This is a genomic window from Bacillus sp. MYb209 (assembly GCF_002975175.1).
GTDB lineage: Bacteria > Bacillota > Bacilli > Bacillales > Bacillaceae_G > Bacillus_A.
In genome coordinates this window covers 504,782-526,140 of the sequence record NZ_PCNZ01000002.1, presented here as the reverse complement: position 1 = coordinate 526,140, position 21,359 = coordinate 504,782, and the positions used below count along the sequence as shown (strand labels likewise).

At 36.1% G+C, this 21,359-nt stretch carries 26 protein-coding genes; 7 read left to right on the top strand and 19 right to left on the bottom strand.

Annotated features, from left to right (window positions below; translation table 11 throughout):
- Nucleotides 1-180 precede the first annotated feature (180 nt).
- A complete protein-coding gene (speA, locus tag CQZ94_RS06505; protein ID WP_142395764.1) occupies nt 181-1,653 on the top strand; it encodes an arginine decarboxylase in 1,473 nt (490 codons plus the stop codon).
- A gap of 654 nt (nt 1,654-2,307) precedes the next feature.
- Complete coding sequence (locus tag CQZ94_RS06500) at nt 2,308-3,138, top strand: protein-glutamine gamma-glutamyltransferase (RefSeq protein ID WP_105584708.1); 831 nt, start codon at nt 2,308-2,310, stop codon at nt 3,136-3,138.
- Between the two features lie 37 nt (nt 3,139-3,175).
- Here the strand turns inward: CQZ94_RS06500 and CQZ94_RS06495 are convergent, their stop codons facing one another.
- The 4 genes from CQZ94_RS06495 to CQZ94_RS06480 form a co-directional block, all read right to left on the bottom strand.
- On the bottom strand, nt 3,176-3,304 hold the full coding sequence (locus CQZ94_RS06495; protein ID WP_000536795.1) for a GapA-binding peptide SR1P: 129 nt from the start codon (nt 3,302-3,304) through the stop codon (nt 3,176-3,178).
- 45 nt (nt 3,305-3,349) lie between these two features.
- Nucleotides 3,350-3,478 carry a GapA-binding peptide SR1P gene (locus CQZ94_RS06490; protein WP_002033839.1) on the bottom strand — a complete coding sequence of 43 codons (129 nt, stop codon included), beginning with the start codon at nt 3,476-3,478 and terminating at the stop codon, nt 3,350-3,352.
- A gap of 59 nt (nt 3,479-3,537) precedes the next feature.
- Nucleotides 3,538-3,666, bottom strand: coding sequence for a GapA-binding peptide SR1P (locus CQZ94_RS06485; RefSeq protein WP_000536778.1), 129 nt, complete (start codon nt 3,664-3,666; stop codon nt 3,538-3,540).
- A gap of 195 nt (nt 3,667-3,861) precedes the next feature.
- The gene (locus CQZ94_RS06480) at nt 3,862-4,158 is read right to left on the bottom strand and encodes a DUF3055 domain-containing protein (protein WP_000462037.1); all 297 of its coding nucleotides are present in this window, start codon (nt 4,156-4,158) and stop codon (nt 3,862-3,864) included.
- Nucleotides 4,159-4,293: 135 nt separating this feature from the next.
- Here CQZ94_RS06480 and CQZ94_RS06475 point away from each other — a divergent pair, with 135 nt between their 5' ends.
- Nucleotides 4,294-4,686 (top strand): DUF1885 family protein, encoded by a 393-nt coding sequence (locus tag CQZ94_RS06475; protein WP_105584707.1) that lies wholly within the window; start codon nt 4,294-4,296, stop codon nt 4,684-4,686.
- Nucleotide 4,687: 1 nt separating this feature from the next.
- On the opposite strand, the gene CQZ94_RS06470 is transcribed toward CQZ94_RS06475, so the two are convergent.
- The 5 genes from CQZ94_RS06470 to pdhA form a co-directional block, all read right to left on the bottom strand.
- A complete protein-coding gene (locus tag CQZ94_RS06470) occupies nt 4,688-4,915 on the bottom strand; it encodes a hypothetical protein (protein ID WP_002088334.1) in 228 nt (75 codons plus the stop codon).
- A gap of 212 nt (nt 4,916-5,127) precedes the next feature.
- The gene (gene lpdA / locus CQZ94_RS06465; RefSeq protein ID WP_105584706.1) at nt 5,128-6,540 is read right to left on the bottom strand and encodes a dihydrolipoyl dehydrogenase; all 1,413 of its coding nucleotides are present in this window, start codon (nt 6,538-6,540) and stop codon (nt 5,128-5,130) included.
- A gap of 5 nt (nt 6,541-6,545) precedes the next feature.
- On the bottom strand, nt 6,546-7,835 hold the full coding sequence (gene pdhC, locus CQZ94_RS06460) for a pyruvate dehydrogenase complex dihydrolipoyllysine-residue acetyltransferase (protein ID WP_105584705.1): 1,290 nt from the start codon (nt 7,833-7,835) through the stop codon (nt 6,546-6,548).
- Nucleotides 7,836-7,928: 93 nt separating this feature from the next.
- Nucleotides 7,929-8,906, bottom strand: a complete 978-nt coding sequence (pdhB, locus tag CQZ94_RS06455; RefSeq protein WP_088097569.1) for a pyruvate dehydrogenase complex E1 component subunit beta — start codon at nt 8,904-8,906, stop codon at nt 7,929-7,931.
- Between the two features lie 3 nt (nt 8,907-8,909).
- Complete coding sequence (gene pdhA / locus CQZ94_RS06450) at nt 8,910-10,025, bottom strand: pyruvate dehydrogenase E1 component subunit alpha (protein WP_097904475.1); 1,116 nt, start codon at nt 10,023-10,025, stop codon at nt 8,910-8,912.
- Between the two features lie 513 nt (nt 10,026-10,538).
- Between pdhA and CQZ94_RS06445 the strand changes: the two genes are divergently transcribed.
- Together CQZ94_RS06445 and def are read left to right on the top strand one after the other, a co-directional pair.
- Entirely contained in the window at nt 10,539-10,688 is a 150-nt protein-coding gene (locus tag CQZ94_RS06445) for a YjcZ family sporulation protein (protein WP_002014847.1), read from the top strand.
- Nucleotides 10,689-10,855: 167 nt separating this feature from the next.
- Nucleotides 10,856-11,410 carry a peptide deformylase gene (gene def, locus CQZ94_RS06440; RefSeq protein WP_105584704.1) on the top strand — a complete coding sequence of 185 codons (555 nt, stop codon included), beginning with the start codon at nt 10,856-10,858 and terminating at the stop codon, nt 11,408-11,410.
- Between the two features lie 62 nt (nt 11,411-11,472).
- Here the strand turns inward: def and CQZ94_RS06435 are convergent, their stop codons facing one another.
- Complete coding sequence (locus tag CQZ94_RS06435; RefSeq protein ID WP_105584703.1) at nt 11,473-12,246, bottom strand: Cof-type HAD-IIB family hydrolase; 774 nt, start codon at nt 12,244-12,246, stop codon at nt 11,473-11,475.
- Nucleotides 12,247-12,794: 548 nt separating this feature from the next.
- On the opposite strand from CQZ94_RS06435, the gene CQZ94_RS06425 reads away from it, so the two are divergent.
- Both CQZ94_RS06425 and rnjA read left to right on the top strand, forming a co-directional pair.
- Nucleotides 12,795-13,007 carry a DNA-dependent RNA polymerase subunit epsilon gene (locus tag CQZ94_RS06425; RefSeq protein ID WP_000576437.1) on the top strand — a complete coding sequence of 71 codons (213 nt, stop codon included), beginning with the start codon at nt 12,795-12,797 and terminating at the stop codon, nt 13,005-13,007.
- 4 nt (nt 13,008-13,011) lie between these two features.
- A complete protein-coding gene (gene rnjA, locus CQZ94_RS06420; RefSeq protein ID WP_105584702.1) occupies nt 13,012-14,679 on the top strand; it encodes a ribonuclease J1 in 1,668 nt (555 codons plus the stop codon).
- 38 nt (nt 14,680-14,717) lie between these two features.
- Here the strand turns inward: rnjA and CQZ94_RS06415 are convergent, their stop codons facing one another.
- The 9 genes from CQZ94_RS06415 to CQZ94_RS31125 all read right to left on the bottom strand — a co-directional run bounded on the left by CQZ94_RS06415 (nt 14,718) and on the right by CQZ94_RS31125 (nt 21,310).
- Nucleotides 14,718-15,383, bottom strand: coding sequence for a potassium channel family protein (locus tag CQZ94_RS06415; protein ID WP_000504032.1), 666 nt, complete (start codon nt 15,381-15,383; stop codon nt 14,718-14,720).
- A gap of 83 nt (nt 15,384-15,466) precedes the next feature.
- Nucleotides 15,467-16,333, bottom strand: coding sequence for a cytochrome C oxidase assembly protein (locus tag CQZ94_RS06410; RefSeq protein ID WP_070144675.1), 867 nt, complete (start codon nt 16,331-16,333; stop codon nt 15,467-15,469).
- A gap of 273 nt (nt 16,334-16,606) precedes the next feature.
- Nucleotides 16,607-17,737, bottom strand: a complete 1,131-nt coding sequence (locus CQZ94_RS06405) for an N-acetyldiaminopimelate deacetylase (protein WP_105584701.1) — start codon at nt 17,735-17,737, stop codon at nt 16,607-16,609.
- 61 nt (nt 17,738-17,798) lie between these two features.
- Nucleotides 17,799-18,521, bottom strand: coding sequence for a 2,3,4,5-tetrahydropyridine-2,6-dicarboxylate N-acetyltransferase (gene dapD, locus CQZ94_RS06400; RefSeq protein WP_105584700.1), 723 nt, complete (start codon nt 18,519-18,521; stop codon nt 17,799-17,801).
- A 71-nt stretch (nt 18,522-18,592) separates the two neighbouring features.
- On the bottom strand, nt 18,593-19,477 hold the full coding sequence (locus CQZ94_RS06395) for a transcriptional regulator CcpC (RefSeq protein WP_105584699.1): 885 nt from the start codon (nt 19,475-19,477) through the stop codon (nt 18,593-18,595).
- A 177-nt stretch (nt 19,478-19,654) separates the two neighbouring features.
- A complete protein-coding gene (gene cbpB / locus CQZ94_RS06390) occupies nt 19,655-20,098 on the bottom strand; it encodes a cyclic-di-AMP-binding protein CbpB (RefSeq protein ID WP_098779339.1) in 444 nt (147 codons plus the stop codon).
- Between the two features lie 162 nt (nt 20,099-20,260).
- Nucleotides 20,261-20,452: an antirepressor AbbA gene (gene abbA, locus CQZ94_RS06385; protein ID WP_002145987.1), complete on the bottom strand. Its 192-nt coding sequence runs from the start codon at nt 20,450-20,452 to the stop codon at nt 20,261-20,263.
- Between the two features lie 115 nt (nt 20,453-20,567).
- Nucleotides 20,568-21,086: a ribonuclease H-like YkuK family protein gene (locus CQZ94_RS06380; protein ID WP_002088343.1), complete on the bottom strand. Its 519-nt coding sequence runs from the start codon at nt 21,084-21,086 to the stop codon at nt 20,568-20,570.
- Between the two features lie 74 nt (nt 21,087-21,160).
- Complete coding sequence (locus tag CQZ94_RS31125) at nt 21,161-21,310, bottom strand: hypothetical protein (protein ID WP_002160670.1); 150 nt, start codon at nt 21,308-21,310, stop codon at nt 21,161-21,163.
- Nucleotides 21,311-21,359: the final 49 nt, after the last annotated feature.

The window sequence follows — 21,359 nt, the reverse complement described above, 5'->3', positions numbered from 1 at the left end:
ATATAATGCTTTTGTTTTATAGAGAATAAAGTGAGACTACCATCCCCAAAAAGGCTTTTGCGAATGGCAGAAAAACAAGTCAAGTTCTAAAAGTTTGCCATCTTAATTTGCTTTTAGAATGAGATGAAATCATATAAAACAAACTCTAATAAATATTACGAAGAAGAAGGGGTGTATAGATTGTCCCAATACGAAACACCATTGTTTACCGCTTTAGTTGAGCACAGTAAGCGAAATCCAGTTCAATTCCATATTCCTGGTCATAAAAAAGGACAGGGCATGGATCCTACATTTCGCGAATTTATTGGGCATAATGCATTAGCAATTGATTTAATTAATATTGCGCCGCTCGATGATTTACATCATCCAAAGGGTATGATTAAAGAAGCACAGGATTTAGCAGCCGCTGCTTTCGGTGCAGATCATACGTTCTTTTCTATTCAAGGTACAAGTGGTGCAATTATGACAATGGTGATGAGCGTTTGCGGTCCTGGGGATAAAATCCTCGTGCCACGGAATGTGCATAAATCAGTAATGTCAGCTATTATTTTCTCAGGTGCAAAACCAATTTTCATGCATCCTGAGATTGATCCGAAGCTCGGTATTTCACATGGGATCACAATTCAATCTGTCAAAAAGGCTCTTGAAGAGCACTCAGATGCGAAAGGCTTACTTGTTATAAATCCAACATATTTTGGGTTTGCTGCAGATTTAGAGCAGATTGTAGAATTAGCTCATGCTTACGATATTCCTGTACTTGTTGATGAAGCTCACGGTGTTCATATCCATTTTCATGATGAACTGCCGATGTCAGCTATGCAAGCGGGTGCAGATATGGCAGCAACAAGTGTTCACAAATTAGGAGGGTCTTTAACCCAAAGCTCTATTCTTAATGTAAAAGAGGGTCTTGTTAATGTAAAACATGTTCAATCCATTATTAGCATGCTTACGACTACATCAACTTCTTACATTTTGTTATCATCTCTTGATGTTGCCAGAAAACGTCTTGCTACAGAAGGAAAAGCTCTCATAGAACAAACAATACAATTAGCTGAACATGTTCGTGATGCTATAAATGTTATTGAGCATCTTTATTGTCCTGGAAAAGAGATGCTAGGTACAGATGCTACTTTTAACTATGATCCTACAAAGATAATTGTATCTGTAAAAGATTTAGGTATTACAGGCCATCAGGCTGAAGTATGGCTTAGAGAACATTACAACATTGAAGTAGAACTCTCTGATTTATATAACATACTTTGTCTTATCACATTTGGAGATACAGCAAGTGAAACAGATACACTTATTACAGCATTACAAGATTTAGCAGCAACATACAGAAATAGAGCAGATAAAGGTGTTCAAGTACACGTAGAAATTCCAGAAATACCTGTGCTAGCACTTTCTCCTAGAGATGCTTTTTATTCAGAAACAGAAGTCATTCCATTTGAAAACGCAGCAGGTCGTATTATAGCTGATTTTGTTATGGTTTATCCGCCAGGGATTCCAATCTTTACTCCGGGGGAAATTATTACACAAGATAACTTAGAGTATATTCGTAAAAATTTAGAAGCTGGGTTACCTGTACAAGGTCCCGAAGATATGACATTACAAACATTACGTGTTATTAAAGAGTACAAGCCTATCAGTTGATAGGCTTTTCTTTCACCTTTTTTCTCTTTTTTTCATACGATACTAAAGAATTTGACATTCTCACCCCTAATGGGGCAAGCTGACTAACATCAGTGGGATTCTTGCTACCAAAGGCGAAGTCCATTTCTGGTATCGCTGACGTGCAAGATTGCGGTGTGCCATCACCACTCTCACAACAAATCGTATAGGTTCGTGTGCTACGGTACTCTATACCATACCGTACAGATTCGTGTTCAGGTGTTTTAGCGTCTTGTTCTTGACGACACATATCATTTTACCGATAGCTTGAATTCGGCTATCGAACTCCCTATGATATCTTTTTTTCAAGGAACACATTGGCGTTTTAAAGACTTGTACTTGTCTGTAGTTAAAGTCTACCAAAATATAAAGTGAAACTTTAATCAGTAGGGGTTTTGTTCATCCCTCACTGATTATTAGCCTTCACCAATCGGGCGTTTACGGGCAGCCCGCCTCCCACCTAACTTCTTCGCTCCAGCCGAATTTTGAAGTGGGAGTCTTACTGCCCGCAAATAGCGGGATAAATGTTTTTCTATGAAAAAGCGATACTTTCATCCTATGTCTAAAGGCGGACTAAAGTCCAATATGGGCTTTCCCGTATCGCGAAATCTGTAACGTATAGGTGGGGATACCATTATGATTGTGATAGGTCGTTCTATTGTACACCCTTATATCACAAATGAATATGAGCCATTTGCAGCTGAAAAACAACAGATTTTATCCATAATGGCGGGAAATCAAGAAGTTCATTCCTTCCGAACAGCCGATGAACTCAGCTTTGATCTTAATTTACGAGTTAATATTATTACTTCCGCGCTAGAACTTTTTCAAAGTGGATTTCAGTTTCGTACATTTCAACAATCTTTTTGCAACCCTCAGTTTTGGGAAAGAACATCACTTGGCGGATTTCAACTACTCCCAAACGTACCACCCTCTATTGCCATCCAAGATATTTTTAAAAACGGAAAACTATATGGAACTGAATGTGCCACCGCAATGATTATCATTTTTTACAAAGCATTACTATCATTATATGAGGAAAAAACTTTCAACCGTTTATTCGCAAACCTCTTACTTTATACATGGGAGTACGATCGCGACTTAAAGCTCATAACAAAAACGAGTGGCGATATCGTTCCAGGTGACCTCGTTTACTTTAAAAACCCACAAGTTAATCCAGCTACGATTGAGTGGCAAGGAGAAAATACAATCTATCTAGGAAACTTCTTTTTTTACGGACATGGCGTAGGCGTAAAAACGAAAGAGGAAATTATTTATTCATTAAATGAACGAAGGATTCCTTATGCTTTTATTTCAGCTTATTTAACCGATTTTATTACTCGTATTGATAGCCGTATGATGAGTCAATATACCTCTCCTAACACGCCACAAACATCAATAGGATTTATTCCTATTAGAGATGATGCAATCGTTGCAACAGTCGGACATACAACTACAATCTATTAAAAAAACGCCTACATGTGTAGGCGTTTTTTCTTAATTATTAAGCTTTTGAATGTTCTTTATGGTCACATTCGCAATGAGATCCACATTTCCCATAAAGTACTGTTGATTTTTCATCTTCAAAATGTCCGATTGTTCCTTCACAAACTTGGCATACGATTGTTCCCATTTTCATTTCCCCCCTGAGTTTTAAGAATAATCTACTTATATATGATTAAGCTTTCGCATTGTCTCTACTAGCACAGTCACAATTTGAACCACATTTCCCATAAAGTACTGTCGTTTTCTCATCCTCAAAATGTCCGATTGTTCCTTCGCAAACTTGACATACGATTGTTCCCATTTTTCATTTCCCCCTAAGTTTATGGTCCTAAAAACTTTTAGCTGTCAATTTCCTATCAATTATTGGGCTTTTGTATGTTCTGTGTGATCACATCCGCAAGATCCACATTTCCCGTAAAGTACCGTTACTTTCTCATCCTCGAAGTGTGCAATTGTACCTTCACAATCTTGACATACGATTGTTCCCATTTTTCATTTCCCCCTAAGTTTATAATCCCAAAAACTTTTGTAACCGCTTAACTTTCTGTCTTTATTTTAATATGTTATACTTTTTACGTCAATAGGTTTTTAGTATAACACATTAAATATTTTAAAATTAAATTAGTATGCGATATTAACACAAAAAAACAGCCATATCTCATACGTACGACTGTTTCTTGTTAATTATTCTTCATACTCCGCATGCAAAGAAGTAGACGGAACAAGAAATTTAAAAAACTGAGCTAACTCCTCCGCCTCCTCTTCCGATCCTAACTTAAAAGTTTCTTGTATATATGGAACATTTTCTACATCATCTCGCCCAAGCAAAGTAGATCTCCCTGTTTGCATACAAACAATAAGTGGCTTTCCAAAAAACATATTTGTATAAATAACTCCAAAATCATAACGTGTATCATGCGTCATAAATCCTAAAAATCGTACCTTCACACTTTCATGCTCATCATACAATTTTTCAAACATCAGTTTCCACCTTTCTAAATAACACTTCCTACTCAATTAATATATTAAACAAAAAAAGCAATACTCCTTTTAATTGTCAAAAAATTCAGTAGGATGTAGAATGATATTATTCTACTAAGCTAAGGGGGAATTTGTATGCAACACGCCTTTATCACACTTGTACCTAAATCCAATCAACAATCTGTTTCAATAGAGGATGTTAAACACCTTTTTCATAACTATAAAACCGTTACTTCCAAGACTGGTGATCAAATTAATTATGCTTATACAAGTACAGCTTTTCCTTATGAAATATTAGATACATCAGCAACAACATTAAAACTCCAATCGAGTCACGATCGATATGATTCTATTTATGTTGGGATTGGAATAGAAAAGGAACAATCTTTCATTCAGGTTTCTTTACCTACTACAGCAACATTTGGTGATAAAGGAAAAGCAAATGAATTTAGCCGTTTTTTAGCGAAGAAATTAGAAGGAGAGTTACAACTATTTAATGGAAGAACAATGTATTTCTATAAACGTTAATTTAAAAAATAGAGAATATGATTAAAAAAAGTATGCAATTTGAACACGTAAGGAATAATGCTTGCTTTCTTACGTGTAATACAAAACATGCAATCACATATGCCAAATAAAGAAATACGAAAAAGAGAATTACTTTATAATGAAACTTATCACCATTCGATAATGTTAATACAATGGAAAAACCACTCCATAATAGAAAATGATAAAATATAACATGTAGTATTCTCATGGAACCTTCTCCTTTGACATGCTCTATTTTATTAATATATGGGATTAAGTTTGAATCAATTACATATTATATAACGGCATATATTCTAACCGTTCATTTAAAGTATTATATATTCATTCGACAAGTACATATAAAGACCTTGCGAGTCATTTTATGAAAATAAAAATAACCCATCTCTTTAAATAAGAGATGGGTTATTTACATTACTTAAATTATTTTACAATGTGAATTGGCATTCCAAGAGCAACTTCAGCTGCTTCCATTGTGATTTCACCTAATGTTGGGTGAGCATGAATTGTTTGAGCGATATCTTCAGCTGTCATTCCAGCTTCGATAGCTAAGCCAATCTCAGAGATAATATCAGAAGCACCTGCACCTGCAACTTGTGCACCTACAAGAAGACCATCTTCTTTACGTGTTACAAGTTGTAAGAAACCGTCAGTGCTGTTTAATGATAACGCACGACCGTTTGCAGCGAATGGGAACTTAGATACAGCTACTGTCATTCCTGCTTCTTCAGCTTGTTTCTTAGTGTAACCAACAGATGCTAATTCTGGATCAGTGAAGCATACTGCAGGAATTCCGATGTAATCGATTGCTGATGCATGGCCACTAATTACTTCAACAGCTACTTTACCTTCGTAAGAAGCTTTGTGAGCTAATGGTGGTCCAGGAACGATATCACCGATTGCATAGATGTTTGAAATATTTGTACGGCATTGCTCATCAATTTCGATGATGCCACGGTCAGTCATTTTAACTCCAACTTGCTCAAGACCGATTTCTTGAGTATTTGGACGACGACCTACAGTTACTAAAACGTAATCTGCTTCAACAGTTTTCACTTCACCGTTAACTTCGAAGCTAACTGTTACACCGTTTTCTGTTTCTTCAACGCCTTTAGCCATAGCTTTTGTATGGATATTTACGTTACCTTTTTTCTGAAGTGCACGCTTAACAACAGAGCTCATTGCTTTTTCAAAACCAGCTAAGATTTCATCGCCAGCTTCTACTACAGTAACTTCTGTACCGAAGTTAGCATATGCAGTTCCTAATTCCATACCGATATAACCGCCGCCGATTACAACAAGTTTTTTAGGAATTTCAGGTAAGCTTAATGCACCTGTAGAGTTGATAACACGTTTAGAGTATTTGAATCCAGGAATTTCGATTGGTGTAGAACCAGTTGCAAGAACAGCATTTTTAAACGTATAAGTTTGTGCTGCATCTTCAGTCATTACGCGTAATGTGTTAGCATCTACGAAGTAAGCTTCACCGCGAATGATTTCAACTTTGTTACCTTTAAGAAGGCCTTCAACACCGCCAGTTAATTTCTTAACTACGCCGTTTTTCCATTCTTGAACTTTTGTAAAGTCAACTTTTACGTTCTCTGCAGTGATACCCATGTCATCAGAATGCATTGCATTCTCATAACGATGACCTGCATTGATTAACGCTTTTGAAGGAATACATCCAACGTTTAAGCATACGCCACCAAGGTTAGCTTTTTCAATAATCGCTACCTTTTGACCTAATTGTGCTGCACGAATTGCCGCAACGTATCCACCAGGACCTGCACCAACAACGACTGTATCTAATTCAATTGGGAAATCTCCTACTACCATTGTTATTACGCCTCCATTACTAATAATTGTGGGTCATTCAATAGACGTTTAATTTGGTTTAATGCTTTTTGAGCAGTTGCGCCGTCAATTAAACGATGGTCAAAGCTTAGAGATAATGCTAATACTGGAGCTGCAACGATTTCACCGTTTTTCACAACTGGTTTCTCAGCGATACGGCCGATACCAAGGATTGCTACTTCTGGGTGATTGATAACTGGAGTGAACCATTGTCCACCTGCAGAACCAATGTTTGTAATTGTGCAAGAAGCACCTTTCATTTCAGTTGGAGCTAAACGACCGTCACGTGCTTTACCAGCAAGTTCATTGATCTCGTTAGAGATAGTAAAGATAGATTTACGATCTGTATCTTTAACAACTGGTACTAATAGACCTTTGTCTGTATCAGCTGCGATACCGATGTTGAAGTAATGTTTATGAACGATTTCTTGAGAAGCATCGTCTAAAGCAGTATTCAACATTGGGAATTCACGTAATGCAGACGTTAAAGCTTTTACAACGTATGGAAGGTAAGTTAATTTAATACCTTTGTCAGCTGCAACAGCTTTGAACTTCTTACGGTGAGCAACAAGTTCTGTTACATCTACTTCGTCCATTAATGTTACGTGAGGAGCTGTATGCTTAGAGTTAACCATTGCTTTCGCAATCGCTTTACGGATACCACTCATTTTCTCACGAGTTTCTGGATATTCACCAGCTGGGATTGGTTGTGCTTTTGGTGCTTCTTCTTTCGCTGCTGCTGGAGTAGCTTCTACTGCTGCTGGAGCCTCAGTTGCTGCTACTGGTTGTCCACCATTTGCAAATGCATCGATGTCAGTTTTCACAACACGGCCGTTCTTACCAGAACCAGCTACTTTATGAATATCTACACCTTTTTCACGAGCATATTTACGAACAGATGGCATAGCGATTACGCGCTCATTTACTACTTCTGCAGTTGCTGCTGCTGGAGTAGCTGCTGCTGGAGCTTCTACTGCTGCTTCTTCAGCTTTTGGAGCTTCATCGTGATCGTCACCTTTAAATTTAAGGTTTTCGTATCCAGGAGCATCAAATTTAATTAATGTATCTCCTACTATTGCAACTGTTCCTTCTTCTACAAGTACTTCAAGTACTTTACCTTTAACAGGAGAAGGTATTTCTACTACTGCTTTATCATTTTGCACTTCAAGAAGTACATCGTCTTCATTAACTTCATCGCCTGGTTTAATAAACCATTTTACGATTTCACCTTCGTGGATACCTTCACCGATATCTGGTAGTTTAAATTCAAATGCCACGGAATTCAGCCCCCTGATTCATTTCATTATTATGGAATATGTACAAAAGAAACCAGCATGTGCTGATTTCTTCTGCACATGAAAAACTAAAAATTAGAAGTTCATTACTTTGTTAACAGCTTCAACAATATCTTTATGGTTTGGTAACCATACGCTCTCAGCTTGAGAGAATGGGAATACTGTATCAGCAGCTGCAACACGTACAACTGGAGCTTCTAAGTTTAAGATTGCACGGTCGTTAATTTCCGCTACAACGTTAGCTGCAATACCAGCTTGTTTTTGAGCTTCTTGAACTACAACTACGCGGCCTGTTTTTTCAACAGAAGCGATGATTGTTTCGATATCTAATGGTTGAACTGTACGTAAGTCAACAACCTCTAAAGAGATACCTTCTTTTTCAAGTTCTTCAGCAGCTTTTAATGCAGCATGAACCATAGCACCATAAGCGATAACAGATACATCTGTACCTTCACGTTTGATATCAGCTTTACCTAAATCAATTGTGTATTCGCCTTCTGGTACATCTTGACGGAATGAACGGTACAATTTCATATGCTCTAAGTAGATAACTGGATCGTTGTCACGAATCGCAGAGATTAAAAGACCTTTTGCATCGTATGGAGTAGATGGAATAACAACTTTTAGACCAGGTTGTTGAGCCACTAATCCTTCTAAGCTATCAGCATGTAGTTCTGGAGTATGAACGCCACCACCGAATGGAGAACGAATTGTTACTGGAGCAGTCCAACGTCCACCAGAACGGTAACGCATACGAGCTAATTGACCAGAAACTGAATCCATTACTTCATAAATGAAACCGAAGAATTGGATTTCTGGAACTGGACGGAAGCCTTCAAGTGCAAGTCCAACTGCAAGTCCACCAATACCAGACTCTGCAAGTGGCGTGTCCATTACACGATCTTCACCGAATTCAGCTTGTAAACCTTCAGTAGCACGGAATACTCCGCCGTTTACACCAACGTCTTCACCAAACACAAGTACGTTAGGGTCATTTTTCATTTCAACGCGTAAAGCATCAGTGATTGCTTGAATCATTGTCATTTGAGCCATGGCTTACTTCGACTCCTTTTCTTTGTAAATTTCATATTGTTCAGCTAAGTTGTAAGGCATTTTTTCGTACATGATTTCCATTAAATCAGTAACTTTTTGTTTTGGAGCTTGGTCAGCCTTAGCAATTGCTTGTTTGATATCTTCTTTTGCTTCTTCGATTACTTTCTCTTCTACTTCTTGAGACCACAGGCCTTTGTTTTCTAAGAATGTACGGAAGCGTACGATTGGATCTTTTTGTTCCCATTCGTTTTCGATATCTTTTGTACGGTAACGAGTTGGATCATCACCAGCCATTGTATGTGGACCATAACGGAATGTTAAAGTCTCGATTAAAGTAGGGCCTTCGCCGTTTACTGCGCGCTCACGAGCGAATGCAGTTGCTGCGTATACAGCTAATGGATCCATACCGTCTACTTGAATTCCGTAAATACCTGCTGCTACTGCTTTTTGTGCTACAGTTTTAGCTGCAGATTGCTTTTCTACTGGAGTAGAGATTGCATAACGGTTGTTTTGTACAACGAAGATTGCTGGAGCTTTGAATGCGCCCGCAAAGTTCATACCTTCGTAGAAGTCACCTTGTGAAGCACCACCGTCACCAGTGTAAGTAATTGCAACAGATTTTTTACCACGTAGTTTCATACCTAACGCAACACCAGCAGTTTGGATGATTTGCGCACCGATAATGATTTGTGGAGCAAGTGCATTTACATTCTCAGGCATTTGGTTACCCATGAAATGTCCACGAGAGAATAAGAATGCTTGATATAACGGTAGACCGTGCCACACTAATTGTGGAACATCACGATATCCTGGTAAGATGAAATCTTCTGCTTCAAGTGCGAAATGACTTGCTAATTGAGAAGCCTCTTGTCCAGCAGTTGGTGCGTAGAAACCTAAACGTCCTTGACGGTTTAAAGAAATAGAACGTTGATCTAGTACGCGAGTATACACCATACGGCGCATTAATTCTTTTAATTGATCATCAGATAATTCAGGCATAGCTGCTTCATTCACAACTTCGCCTTTTTCATTTAAAATTTGTAATGTTTCAAATTGAGCTGCGATAGCTTTCATTTGCTCATCAACATTAAATAGGGTCTTTTTTGTTTTAGTACCCATTCCGTTCACCTCTTCCTCTCTTGAACCATATTCTGAAACGCTTTCACTATCTATTAACTAGACTGAAAGCGCAACAATGTAAACCAACAAATTTGTCTGTCGGTTGAGAATAATTTTGTGTACCTAACAATCTGTACTAATGTTTTTTCAAAAACATATTAATACAATCTTGATCACGTTTTTTAGTTTACAACTATTCTAATTACGATGTCAATTACTTTGAATACGTTTTTTTATAAATAATATGCAGGTTTCCTCTACACAAACGTGTTTTTATTTTTCACATCTGTATTAGTAAGCAATAACCTACTGTTATATTATTCCCTTTTTAACTTGTTTTTTCTCTTAGAATAATATGTAAACGATTTAATTCTCTTTAGTTTTTCTCTCTTCTCAATAAAATTATACAAACACTTCTTCCTTTTTTAGGTAAATACCTATACATTTCTGATCATTCCTCCATACATTATAGTAACCGCAGTATTAGCGGGAAATGATAAAGGAGGTCATCTCATGTACGGATACTCATATTGCTATCCAACAACTTGTTCATATCCTTCCTACGGTTATGGCGGTTCTTGTGGCGGATCTGGAAGCGGCTTCGCCTTAATCGTTGTGTTGTTTATCCTTTTAATTATCGTTGGCGCTGCTTGCATTCGCTAATTAATGTAAAATGAAACAACTATGGAAAGAAACAGACGGCTTTGCCGTCTTTTCTTTTTAGTACATAACTTATCTGTAGAAGATTTGTTTCCAAGTAGCTCTTCCTTACTTGCCGATGACTTTTTTTATCTCCTTTGGTAGACTAAAGAAGAAAGGAGAGATTACATATGCTTACAATGAATGAGGTAATTCGTGAAGGAAATCCTATTTTGCGCGACGTCGCAGAAGAGGTCTCCTTACCTGCTAGCGAGGAAGATACAAATACCCTTAAAGAAATGATTGAATTTGTAATAAATAGCCAGGACCCTGAAATGGCTGAAAAATATAATTTACGCCCCGGAATCGGATTAGCGGCTCCACAAATCGGTATTTCAAAGAAAATGATTGCGGTTCATGTAACTGATACGAACGGTACGTTATATAGCTACGCATTATTTAACCCAAAAATCATTAGTCATTCTGTTGAACGTACATATTTACAAAATGGTGAAGGCTGTCTATCTGTAGACCGTGAAGTACCTGGTTATGTCCCTCGTTACACAAGAATTACAGTAAAGGCAACAACGATTAACGGTGAAGACGTAAAACTGCGATTAAAAGGTTTACCAGCAATTGTATTCCAACATGAAATCGACCATTTAAACGGTGTTATGTTCTATGATCATATTAATAAAGACAATCCATTTGTGGCTCCCGATGATTCAAAACCTCTAGAGCGATAATAATAAAAAGGCGGAAGTTAACCTTCCGCCTTTTTATTATATGAAATGGGTTCCACACTTACTTATAACAAGCCAGCCCACTTTAATCCGTGATAAATACCATCTTCATTAACATCTTTTGTCACATAATTAGCAAGTTTTTTCAAATCCTCATGACCATTCCCCATCACAATACCCGTTCCTACTGCTCCAATCATTTCTAAATCATTTAATCCATCCCCAAATGCATATACTTGTTCACGATTAAATCCTATTTTCTCAATAAACTTCTCAATCCCTTTTGCCTTAGAACCACCATTAGGAATAATATCCATTGAATATGCATGCCAGCGTATAAAATGAAAATCTGGATAATGATGAATAAACTTTTCTTCTTCGTTTACTTCACAAAAAAGAAGCGTTTGATAAATATCGCGTTTCTCATAAAAATCAGGTTCATATGCCGGGTGCTCGAATTGTAAGCTTCCAAAACCTTCTTTTACATAATCATGATATTCCACTGACGCTCTCATTTCTTGATGGTCAAGATATACAAGTGGATATCCTTCTTGTTTTGCAAACTGAGTAAACTTATGTAGAGCAGCTGGGTGTAACGGATTATTAAATATTACCTCATCTTCAAATACAACATACTGTCCGTTAAAACTAACATAATTATGTATATTGAGTTCCTCACGAATATCTTCAAACATAAATGGCGCACGCCCTGTCGCAATCGCTACATGCACACCTTTTTCTTGTAAGTCTCTTACTGCATCTCTTGTAGATTGCGGAATTTTTTTATCATGATCTAATAATGTTCCATCAATATCAAAAAAGACAATTTTATCATTCATTTGTCAAAATCCTTTCTGGCACTCTATATTCCTATTTTGATTATCACTTTTCAAATTTCAAAAAAAAGTATAACATATTAAACATCTGTGAAGAAAGCGTTCACTTTCTGACCTTATTTATGAAATGTGCATATACTATTAGTAAAAAAATGTGGATACTTGTTCGGATGAATTTTCTTTTCTATTCTTCCTCATACTATATCTATAACTAACGGCTACTAATCGTTACTATAGGATAACTTACACTATACTAAAAAGAACAAGATTCACTATTCACTTCTAATCTTCTTTCTTATACGGGAGACGGAGTTATCATTAGTAATATGCATGTTTAAAATAAGGAAAGGAAGGAGTAATCATGCTGAAGAAGCTGAAGAAAAAGCTCAAGCGTTATTTAAACGATTTAGTCCGTAAGAAGACTATCGCTTAAATTGTGCCCATTTCGGGCTTTTTCTTCATTCTCATTCGAAAAAACATGAAAATCGTGACTGTTTGCTTTATAATAAGTAACAGATAATGCAAAACATAGACAAGGAGAGGTTTCCCCAATGATTTTTAAAGTATTTTATCAAGAAAAATTAACTGAGGTCCCAGTACGTGAAAATACAAAAGTTTTATATTTAGAGGCTACGTCTCAAAAGGATGTTCGTAAAAAATTACAGAAGTTCGCATATAATATCGAGTTCGTTCAGTCTGTTACTGGAGCTCATCTTGAATATGAAAAACAAAACGCTGATTTAATATTAGCGGAGATCGTATAGTCATATGAAATTCCTAAAAAATGATCAAGTTGCCGTTTTTGCTCTCGGTGGTCTTGGTGAAATCGGTAAAAATACATATGCTGTTCAATTTCAAGATGAAATTATTATAATTGACGCTGGAATTAAATTTCCAGAAGACGAACTCCTCGGGATCGATTATGTAATACCAGATTACACTTATTTTGTGCGAAACGAAGATAAAATTAAAGGGTTATTCATTACACATGGTCACGAAGATCATATCGGTGGAATTCCTTATCTATTACGTCAAGTAAACATTCCAATTTACGGCGGAAAATTAGCAATTGCCCTAATAAAAAACAAATTAGAAGAGCACGGATTACTTCGTAAAGCAAAACTTTATGAAATTCAAGAAGATGATGTTATTAAATTTAAAAAGACATCTGTTTCCTTCTTCCGTACAACTCACAGTATTCCGGATTCATACGGAGTTGTTGTGAAAACACCTCAAGGACAAGTCGTTCATACAGGTGATTTCAAATTTGATTTCACACCAGTCGGTGAGCCAGCAGATTTAACAAAAATGGCCGAAATCGGAAAAGACGGTGTACTTTGTCTCTTATCTGATAGTACAAACAGTGAAGTGCCAAACTTTACGATGTCTGAGCGCCGCGTTGGTGATAGTATTCAAGATGTATTCCGCAAAGTAGACGGTCGTATTATATTCGCAACCTTTGCATCGAATATCCATCGTTTACAACAAGTCGTTGAGGCTGCTGTTGAAAACAATCGTAAAGTAGCTGTATTCGGTCGCAGTATGGAGGCAGCTATTGAAATCGGACAAAACCTTGGTTATATCCGGTGTCCAAAGGATACATTCATAGACACATCTCAGCTAAACCGCCTACCAACTAATAAAGTTGTTATTTTATGTACAGGTAGTCAAGGGGAGCCAATGGCAGCACTTTCACGTATTGCCAATGGTACACATCGTCAAATTCAAATTATCCCTGGCGATACAGTTGTTTTCTCTTCTTCACCAATCCCAGGCAATACAATTAGTGTAAGCCGTACAATTAACATGTTGTATCGTGCTGGCGCTGATGTAATCCATGGTAAACTCTCAAATATTCATACGAGTGGACACGGTGGACAAGAAGAGCAAAAACTAATGCTACGTCTAATGAAACCGAAGTATTTCATGCCAATTCATGGTGAGTATCGTATGCAACGTATGCATATGAAATTAGCGAATGATTGTGGTATTCCAGAAGAAAACTGTTTCACCATGGATAATGGAGATGTTCTTGCTTTACGTTCAGATGAAGCAAGCGTAGCTGGGAAAATCCCATCTGGCTCTGTCTATATCGATGGAAATGGTATTGGAGATATCGGTAATATCGTATTACGTGATCGTCGCATTCTTTCTGAAGAAGGACTTGTTATTGTAGTTGTAAGCATTGATATGAAAGAATTTAAAGTTGCAGCAGGACCTGATATCATCTCGCGTGGTTTCGTTTATATGCGTGAAAGCAGCGATTTAATCAACGATGCTCAAACATTAATTACAACACATTTAGAAAAAGTAATGGAGCGAAAAACAACACAATGGTCTGAAATTAAAAATGAGATTACAGACACATTAGCACCATTCCTATACGAAAAAACGAAACGTCGTCCAATGATTTTACCAATCATTATGGAAATATAAGAAAAAGGACAATGCCTCCTCGGCATTGTCCTTTTCTCTTATCTTAAAAAATGCTTAAAACGATCTACTTCATCGTCATGACCAATTACAATTAATATATCTCCCGCCTGAATGTTTTCTGTAGCTCGAGGAGATACGATAACTTCTTTCCCACGTTTAATTGCTACAATGTTCAAACCAAACTTCGCACGAATATCTAATTCAATTAAAGAGTGCCCATCAATTTTTTTATTTGCGATAATCTCTACAATACTATGCTCATCTGAAAGCTCTAGGTAATCTAACACATTACTTGATGCGATATTATTAGCAATCCTTTTTCCCATATCTCGTTCTGGATGCACAATATGATCTGCCCCTATTTTACTTAACACTTTTTCATGATAGTCATTTTGAGCTTTCACAGTAATATTTTTCACACCTAATTCTTTCAAAATTAACGTTGTTAAAATACTTGAATTCAAATTATCTCCAATAGCAACGACTACATGATCAAAATTACGAATACCAAGACTTTTTAATACCATCTCATCTGTTGAATCTGCAATTACAGCATGCGAAGCTATATTTGCAAACTCATTAATTTTATCCTCATCTGAATCAATTGCCATTACTTCCATACCTAATTGAGCTAATTCACGGCAAATACTTCCACCAAAACGGCCAAGCCCAATAACAGCAAATTCTTTCTCTTTTTCGCCCACAGGAATTCCTCCAATAACATCAAGTACTATGTACTTTTATTGTAACATACTTTAGATTTGCTACAAAAACCCGTATATAATTCTTATTTTTGTTTTTGCATATAAAAATACTGTTGTAAATAAAACGCGATACCGAAAATTAACATACCAAATACAAATATATTTCCAAATGAACTAAATGTTTCAAAAACGAACAATAGCGTTTCTTGTCCGAAAAAAGCAAATAAAAGTTGTGTAAATGCGAATAACAGTGCCAATATGTAATGATGTTGATGGAATAAATAATGTGTTGCGCCTAAAAAAGCTATAAGCGAAACAATAAAAATCCACCAAGTTTCTAAAAACAGTTGCCAATTAGTAAATTGATATCCATTTACTAATATCGCAATAATTCCTATAACTGCCATCGTCGGTACACTCCATAATAATGCACGCCCTCTAAAGAAGCGCGCACCTTTTGCATCTCCTTTTTCATTTGCAATGTATGTTAGCACGACAGTACTTATATACAAAACAGAGAGGATTGTTAAAACAATGATAAGCCAAAAATGTAATTGATAATATTCATGTTCTATATTCGTCACGATTGCAGCTAACATACATGGAATAAACATCCCTGTCCAACCATCTATTTTTCTTTCGTTCCAAAACACCGTATTACCAATCCGAATTCCTAATAGCATAAAAATAATGATACCTAGTACAAATAATGTAGTCTTATTCCCTACTAAACTCGTTGAGAAAGCAATTAATCCAATAAATAAAAAAAGAACAAATCCATTCATAATTTCTAGTACAGGTGACAAATATCTTTTCACCCATTTGTATGTTTCTTCATATTCACTATTATTTGCTAAACGATAGGCGTAAAAACTTATCCCAAAATAAACCGCCGCAATAATAACATATGCATATAAGACGAAACATAAAATCGCACTGCTAATTTGCACGTAATTCCCCACCCTTTTTTCTATGTATCACATTGATTTTACACACTTTTCATACTAAAAGTAAACATATATAGGGTAGTTAAATAATTATCTTCCCTATTAGCAATAATTAATAATGAGCAGTGGCTAAAAACCCCCTGCTCATTATTAATACGTCAAATTTAACTTTACTCATTTGTATGAAGATGTCTAACACTAACAAATACGAAAGATGTTTTCGTCTCTGAACTAAGAAGTCCTCACTCTAAACTGTTGCACAATTAGCGAGTAAATTCACTTTCTATTTCCCTTCCACTTCACATATTGATTTAAAAATACAATCGCTTTCTCAATAACCTCTTCGTCTGGTTTTAATTTCGCATGATGTAAACCATATTCTGAATTTACTCCAAGCCAAAACATAAATCCAGGTATCTCTCGAAGCATATAACCAAAGTCTTCACCTGTCATTGCCTCCGTACATGTAATTACGTCCATATTCGTTTGTTCACGTGTAAATTGCATAAACTCTCTCGTTAACTCTTCATGGTTATACACTTGATGATACATCGCTCCGTAGTCAATAACAGCTTCACATTGAAAAGAAGCTTCTATTCCCGCAACAATTGCCTCAATTCGGCTTTTAACACGTTTCATTGATTCCACTGATAGCGTTCGAATTGTTCCTTCTAAACGAGACTTTTCTGCGATAATGTTTTGAACTGTACCACCTGTAATTTTCCCAATTGTAATTACCGCACTGTCAAGAGGGTTCACATTACGACTAATAACTGATTGAAGTTGTGTAACGAGATGACTCGCTGCAACAATCATATCATTTGCTGTATGCGGATATGCAGCATGTCCACCTTTTCCTTTTAAATCAACGTATAACTCTGATGTATTCGCAAATAATAAACCTTCTTTTGTAGCAATTGTTCCCACAGAGTACTCAGGCGCAATATGAAGTCCAAGAATCATATTAGGCTTCCATTCTTTTAACTCATCGCTTTCTAACATAGGAAGTGCACCACCTGGACCTTCTTCAGCTGGTTGGAATATAAACACAAGATCATCATCTATTCTTTCGCTTACAGCCGCTGTTAGAAGTCCTAAACCGATTGTTGTATGCAAATCATGCCCACATGCATGCATCATTCCTTCATGGACAGAAGAGAATTCATATCCCGTTTCCTCTGTAATTGGTAGACCGTCTATATCTGCACGATAACCTATTATTTTTTCTGGATTTTTTCCATTTACTTTAACAATTACACCTGTTTTCCATGTTTTCACTTCCAAATATTCATTAGGAAGCGTTCCTATATAATCTAAAATATACTGTTGTGTTTTCCACTCTTTAAATCCGATTTCCGGAATTTTATGTAACTCTCTACGAACTTGAACAAATTTGCTTACTGTCATTTTTGCACCTCTATCTATAAAAAGCGTAAGAGCACATTCGTGCTCTTACGCTTTTTATTTTTTATTTCTCTGGGTTTAATTGACGAAGCTCTTGTTTAATTTCAGTTTTTGCTTTTGTCTTCTCATCAATTTCTTTAATTACACGTGCCGGAGTTCCCGCAACAACTGTATATGGAGGCACATCTTCTGTTACAACAGCTCCTGCTGCTACAACTGCACCTTTACCTACTGTAACGCCTTCTAGAACAACTACATTTGCACCAATTACAACATCATCTTCAACGATAACTGGTTTTGCAGAAGGTGGCTCAATAACACCTGCAAGTACAGCACCTGCACCTACGTGACAGTTCTTACCAACTGTTGCACGTCCACCAAGCACTGCGTTCATGTCGATCATAGTACCTTCACCAATTACAGCACCGATGTTAATTGTTGCATTCATCATGATAACAGCGTTGTCACCAATTTCTACATGGTCACGAATAATCGCGCCTGGCTCAATACGAGCTTTAATACCTTTTAAATCAAGCATTGGAATTGCAGAATTACGACGGTCGTTCTCAACTACATAGTCAACAATGTGCGTGTTATTTTCATCAAGAATTGTCTTAATTTCAGACCATTCTCCGAATAATACACCAGATTTTTTATTTACAAATGCTTGTACTGTTTCAGGGAATGTTACTTCTTTTAAATCCCCTTTTATGTATACCTTTACAGGAGTTTTCTTTTCACTGTTTTGAATAAACGAAATAATTTCGTTAGCGTCCATCATTTTCATTCTTGTTGCCTCCTAAATCCATTTATAATGTTACTCTACCAAACGATAGAGCGAGTAGCAAGACAATAATCTTATTTTTCCATTTGAATTTCTTCTATAATCTCTAAAAATGCTTGCACTTGCTTCAACTGCCTTGCCGAGTCACTCGTCAATAACCATGTTTCTCTCGTTAATTGAACAGGTGTTTTATACATATTTCCCTGCACTTCTTTTAAAACAGTAGAAGGTAAAAGAGCATAACCTATTCCATTTAAAACAAGCTGTTTGCACGTTTCAATTTGGTCAACTACAATCGTTCGCTTAGGTGGATTTGAAAATAATCCATACCACCAATTTTGTATTTGTCCATAGTAGGTCGAATCACTTTTAAATTGAATAAATGGTCTATTTGTCTCTTTTAACATCGAAATATCTTTTATTTCTTTATCAACTAAATATAATTCATCTTCAAATAATTGTTGCTTCTGACCTTTATATTCTTGTGTTCCTCTTAATATGGCGACATGAACGTCTCCTTCATAAAATTGCTTTTGCACTTCACTACTCCAGCCAGTAAACAGAGATATCTTCACAGAAGGATACTTATGCACAAATTTTTTCAAAACAGGCGGAAGCCAATATTGCCCAATGACTGATGCAACAGCTATTTTTAACGTACCGTATGTTTCCGTTCTAAAAAGAGCCAGTTCACTTTTAATATCCTCTTCCCGTTGTAATATTTCTTTTGCATAATTTGCAACTTTTTCCCCTTCAGGTGTAATTGTTAATCCTTTTTGTGAACGAATAAAAAATTTCATTCCCCATTGTTTCTCCATAGATTGTAATCGTTGACTAAGCGCAGGTTGGGAAACAAATAAACGTTCCGCCGCTTTTCTCATATTTGATTCCTGAGCTAACACAACCATCATTTGAAAATCATCAATTTGCAACTTTCTCCCTCTTTCCTTAGCTTCCATACACCTAATTTTAATAAGCATTTCATCCTTAATTTAATTGAATACTTTTATACATTAGAACGGTTTGTTAGTTCAAACTTTTCTTATGTTTCATGTCTTTTTAAATATAATACATACACAACTGATATGCACGAAAAAAAGTGACTTCGCCTTTTCTGTGAAGTCACTTTCCCTACGTTATCGATTATGCTGTCTCACTTTTTTATTCAACAATTTTAAAATAGCCCGACGTGTTAAAATACCCTCGAAGTAACCTTCTTCATTGACAGCGCAAATAAAAGGATGATCAATTGTCATTTCCAAAGCTTTTGCAAAAGAATCTTCTAACATAAGAACTGGAATCTCTTCCTTCATCACTTGTTCCACTTTCATATTCTCAAGTCTTTCAAACTCAATGCGCTCTAATCCTAAAATACCATCTAAAATCATAGCAGTACTAATTAACCCATGTAATTTATACATAGGGTCTAAAACAGGAATCGCCGAATATCCAGATTTCACAAGAACGAGTAAAGCATGTTCTAAACCATTCCCTATTTGGACATGTGCTACTTTTTCTGATGAAATCATTAAATCCTTCACAAGAATTTGTTGAAACTCATCTTTCGGAATACTAATCATGTTACATCCCCCATTTCCCCTGCTTATATTCTCCAATCCTATCCACATTTTATGATGGCGTTTTCATATTATTATTTTGTCCTAACATTCTTCTAATAAAAATAAAGATACACAGCTATTTTAGCATACAACATAAAAAAAAGACTACCATTCCGGTAGCGCTTAATACCCTTTATTTTTTAATCGGTAAAACAATCTTGTGATTTTTTTATATTGCGTCACATCTGTCTGTTTTAAACCATTCTCAATGTCTGTAAGCTCCACCGCTAAAATTTCGCTCGCGTAATTTTGCTGAAACAGAATATCCAACAATAAATTTTCTTCTTCTCTTGTTAAAACAAATTCCTTTTCCATATGCTCCTCTCCTTGCACTCGCATCATATAAAATTTTCAGCTTATTTGATAGATGTAATATTCAGTTTTTGTTAAAAATACTTAACGACTGCGAATATATAGACATCATTTCACATTATTTCGTATATCTGTTCGCATAACTAAATGCCGCATAAGCATCTGGTTTAATTTTTGCTGTTAATCCCATTGCTTGAATTTTCATCGTCATATCTAAAATAAATTCTTTTGTTAAACCATCATTCCCGATATCTAAATGAATTTCCATTATGAATCCTGCTCCATCTTGAGCGTATGGGTGCAATAAATCCCATATTGCTTGTATATGATTGGGAGTAAATAGATAGGCGATTTCTTGACTAAACTGTGTTTCTAAATATATTTTCTCTCGCAACGTTGCTGGCTTATTTTTCACTGATTTATGATGCAAACATCCCCATGCTCCTTTTCCAACCCGATGAATATGTATCGCTGTAATAAACCTCGTATCCTTTTGATGCGCTTGTGAGTCTGTCCCAATAGATAATCGATATAAATTTCGTGGATCCTTTTCAATGAAACTACAAATACGGTTAAATACCATATCAAAATTCAAATGTCTCTCTGAAACATTATAAAATGTATACTCACCGTCCACATAGTCACGTCCTTTCAATTAGACAGACTTTTCGTATTCTCATTGTATGGGACAAAAACAAAAATTATAACTTACTACCCTTTATTCGTTTCAATATTTCGAATTACATAATTACAAAACTTACATGTATAAATTACATTTTGATTAGACTGGGCGGTTAATACATGATTAATTTCAGCATGACTGTGACAATTAGGACAAATAACAATCGGTAAGCGTTCCATCCTTTGCACCTCCTATTAATATTTACTATCATTGTAGGAAAAATGAAAA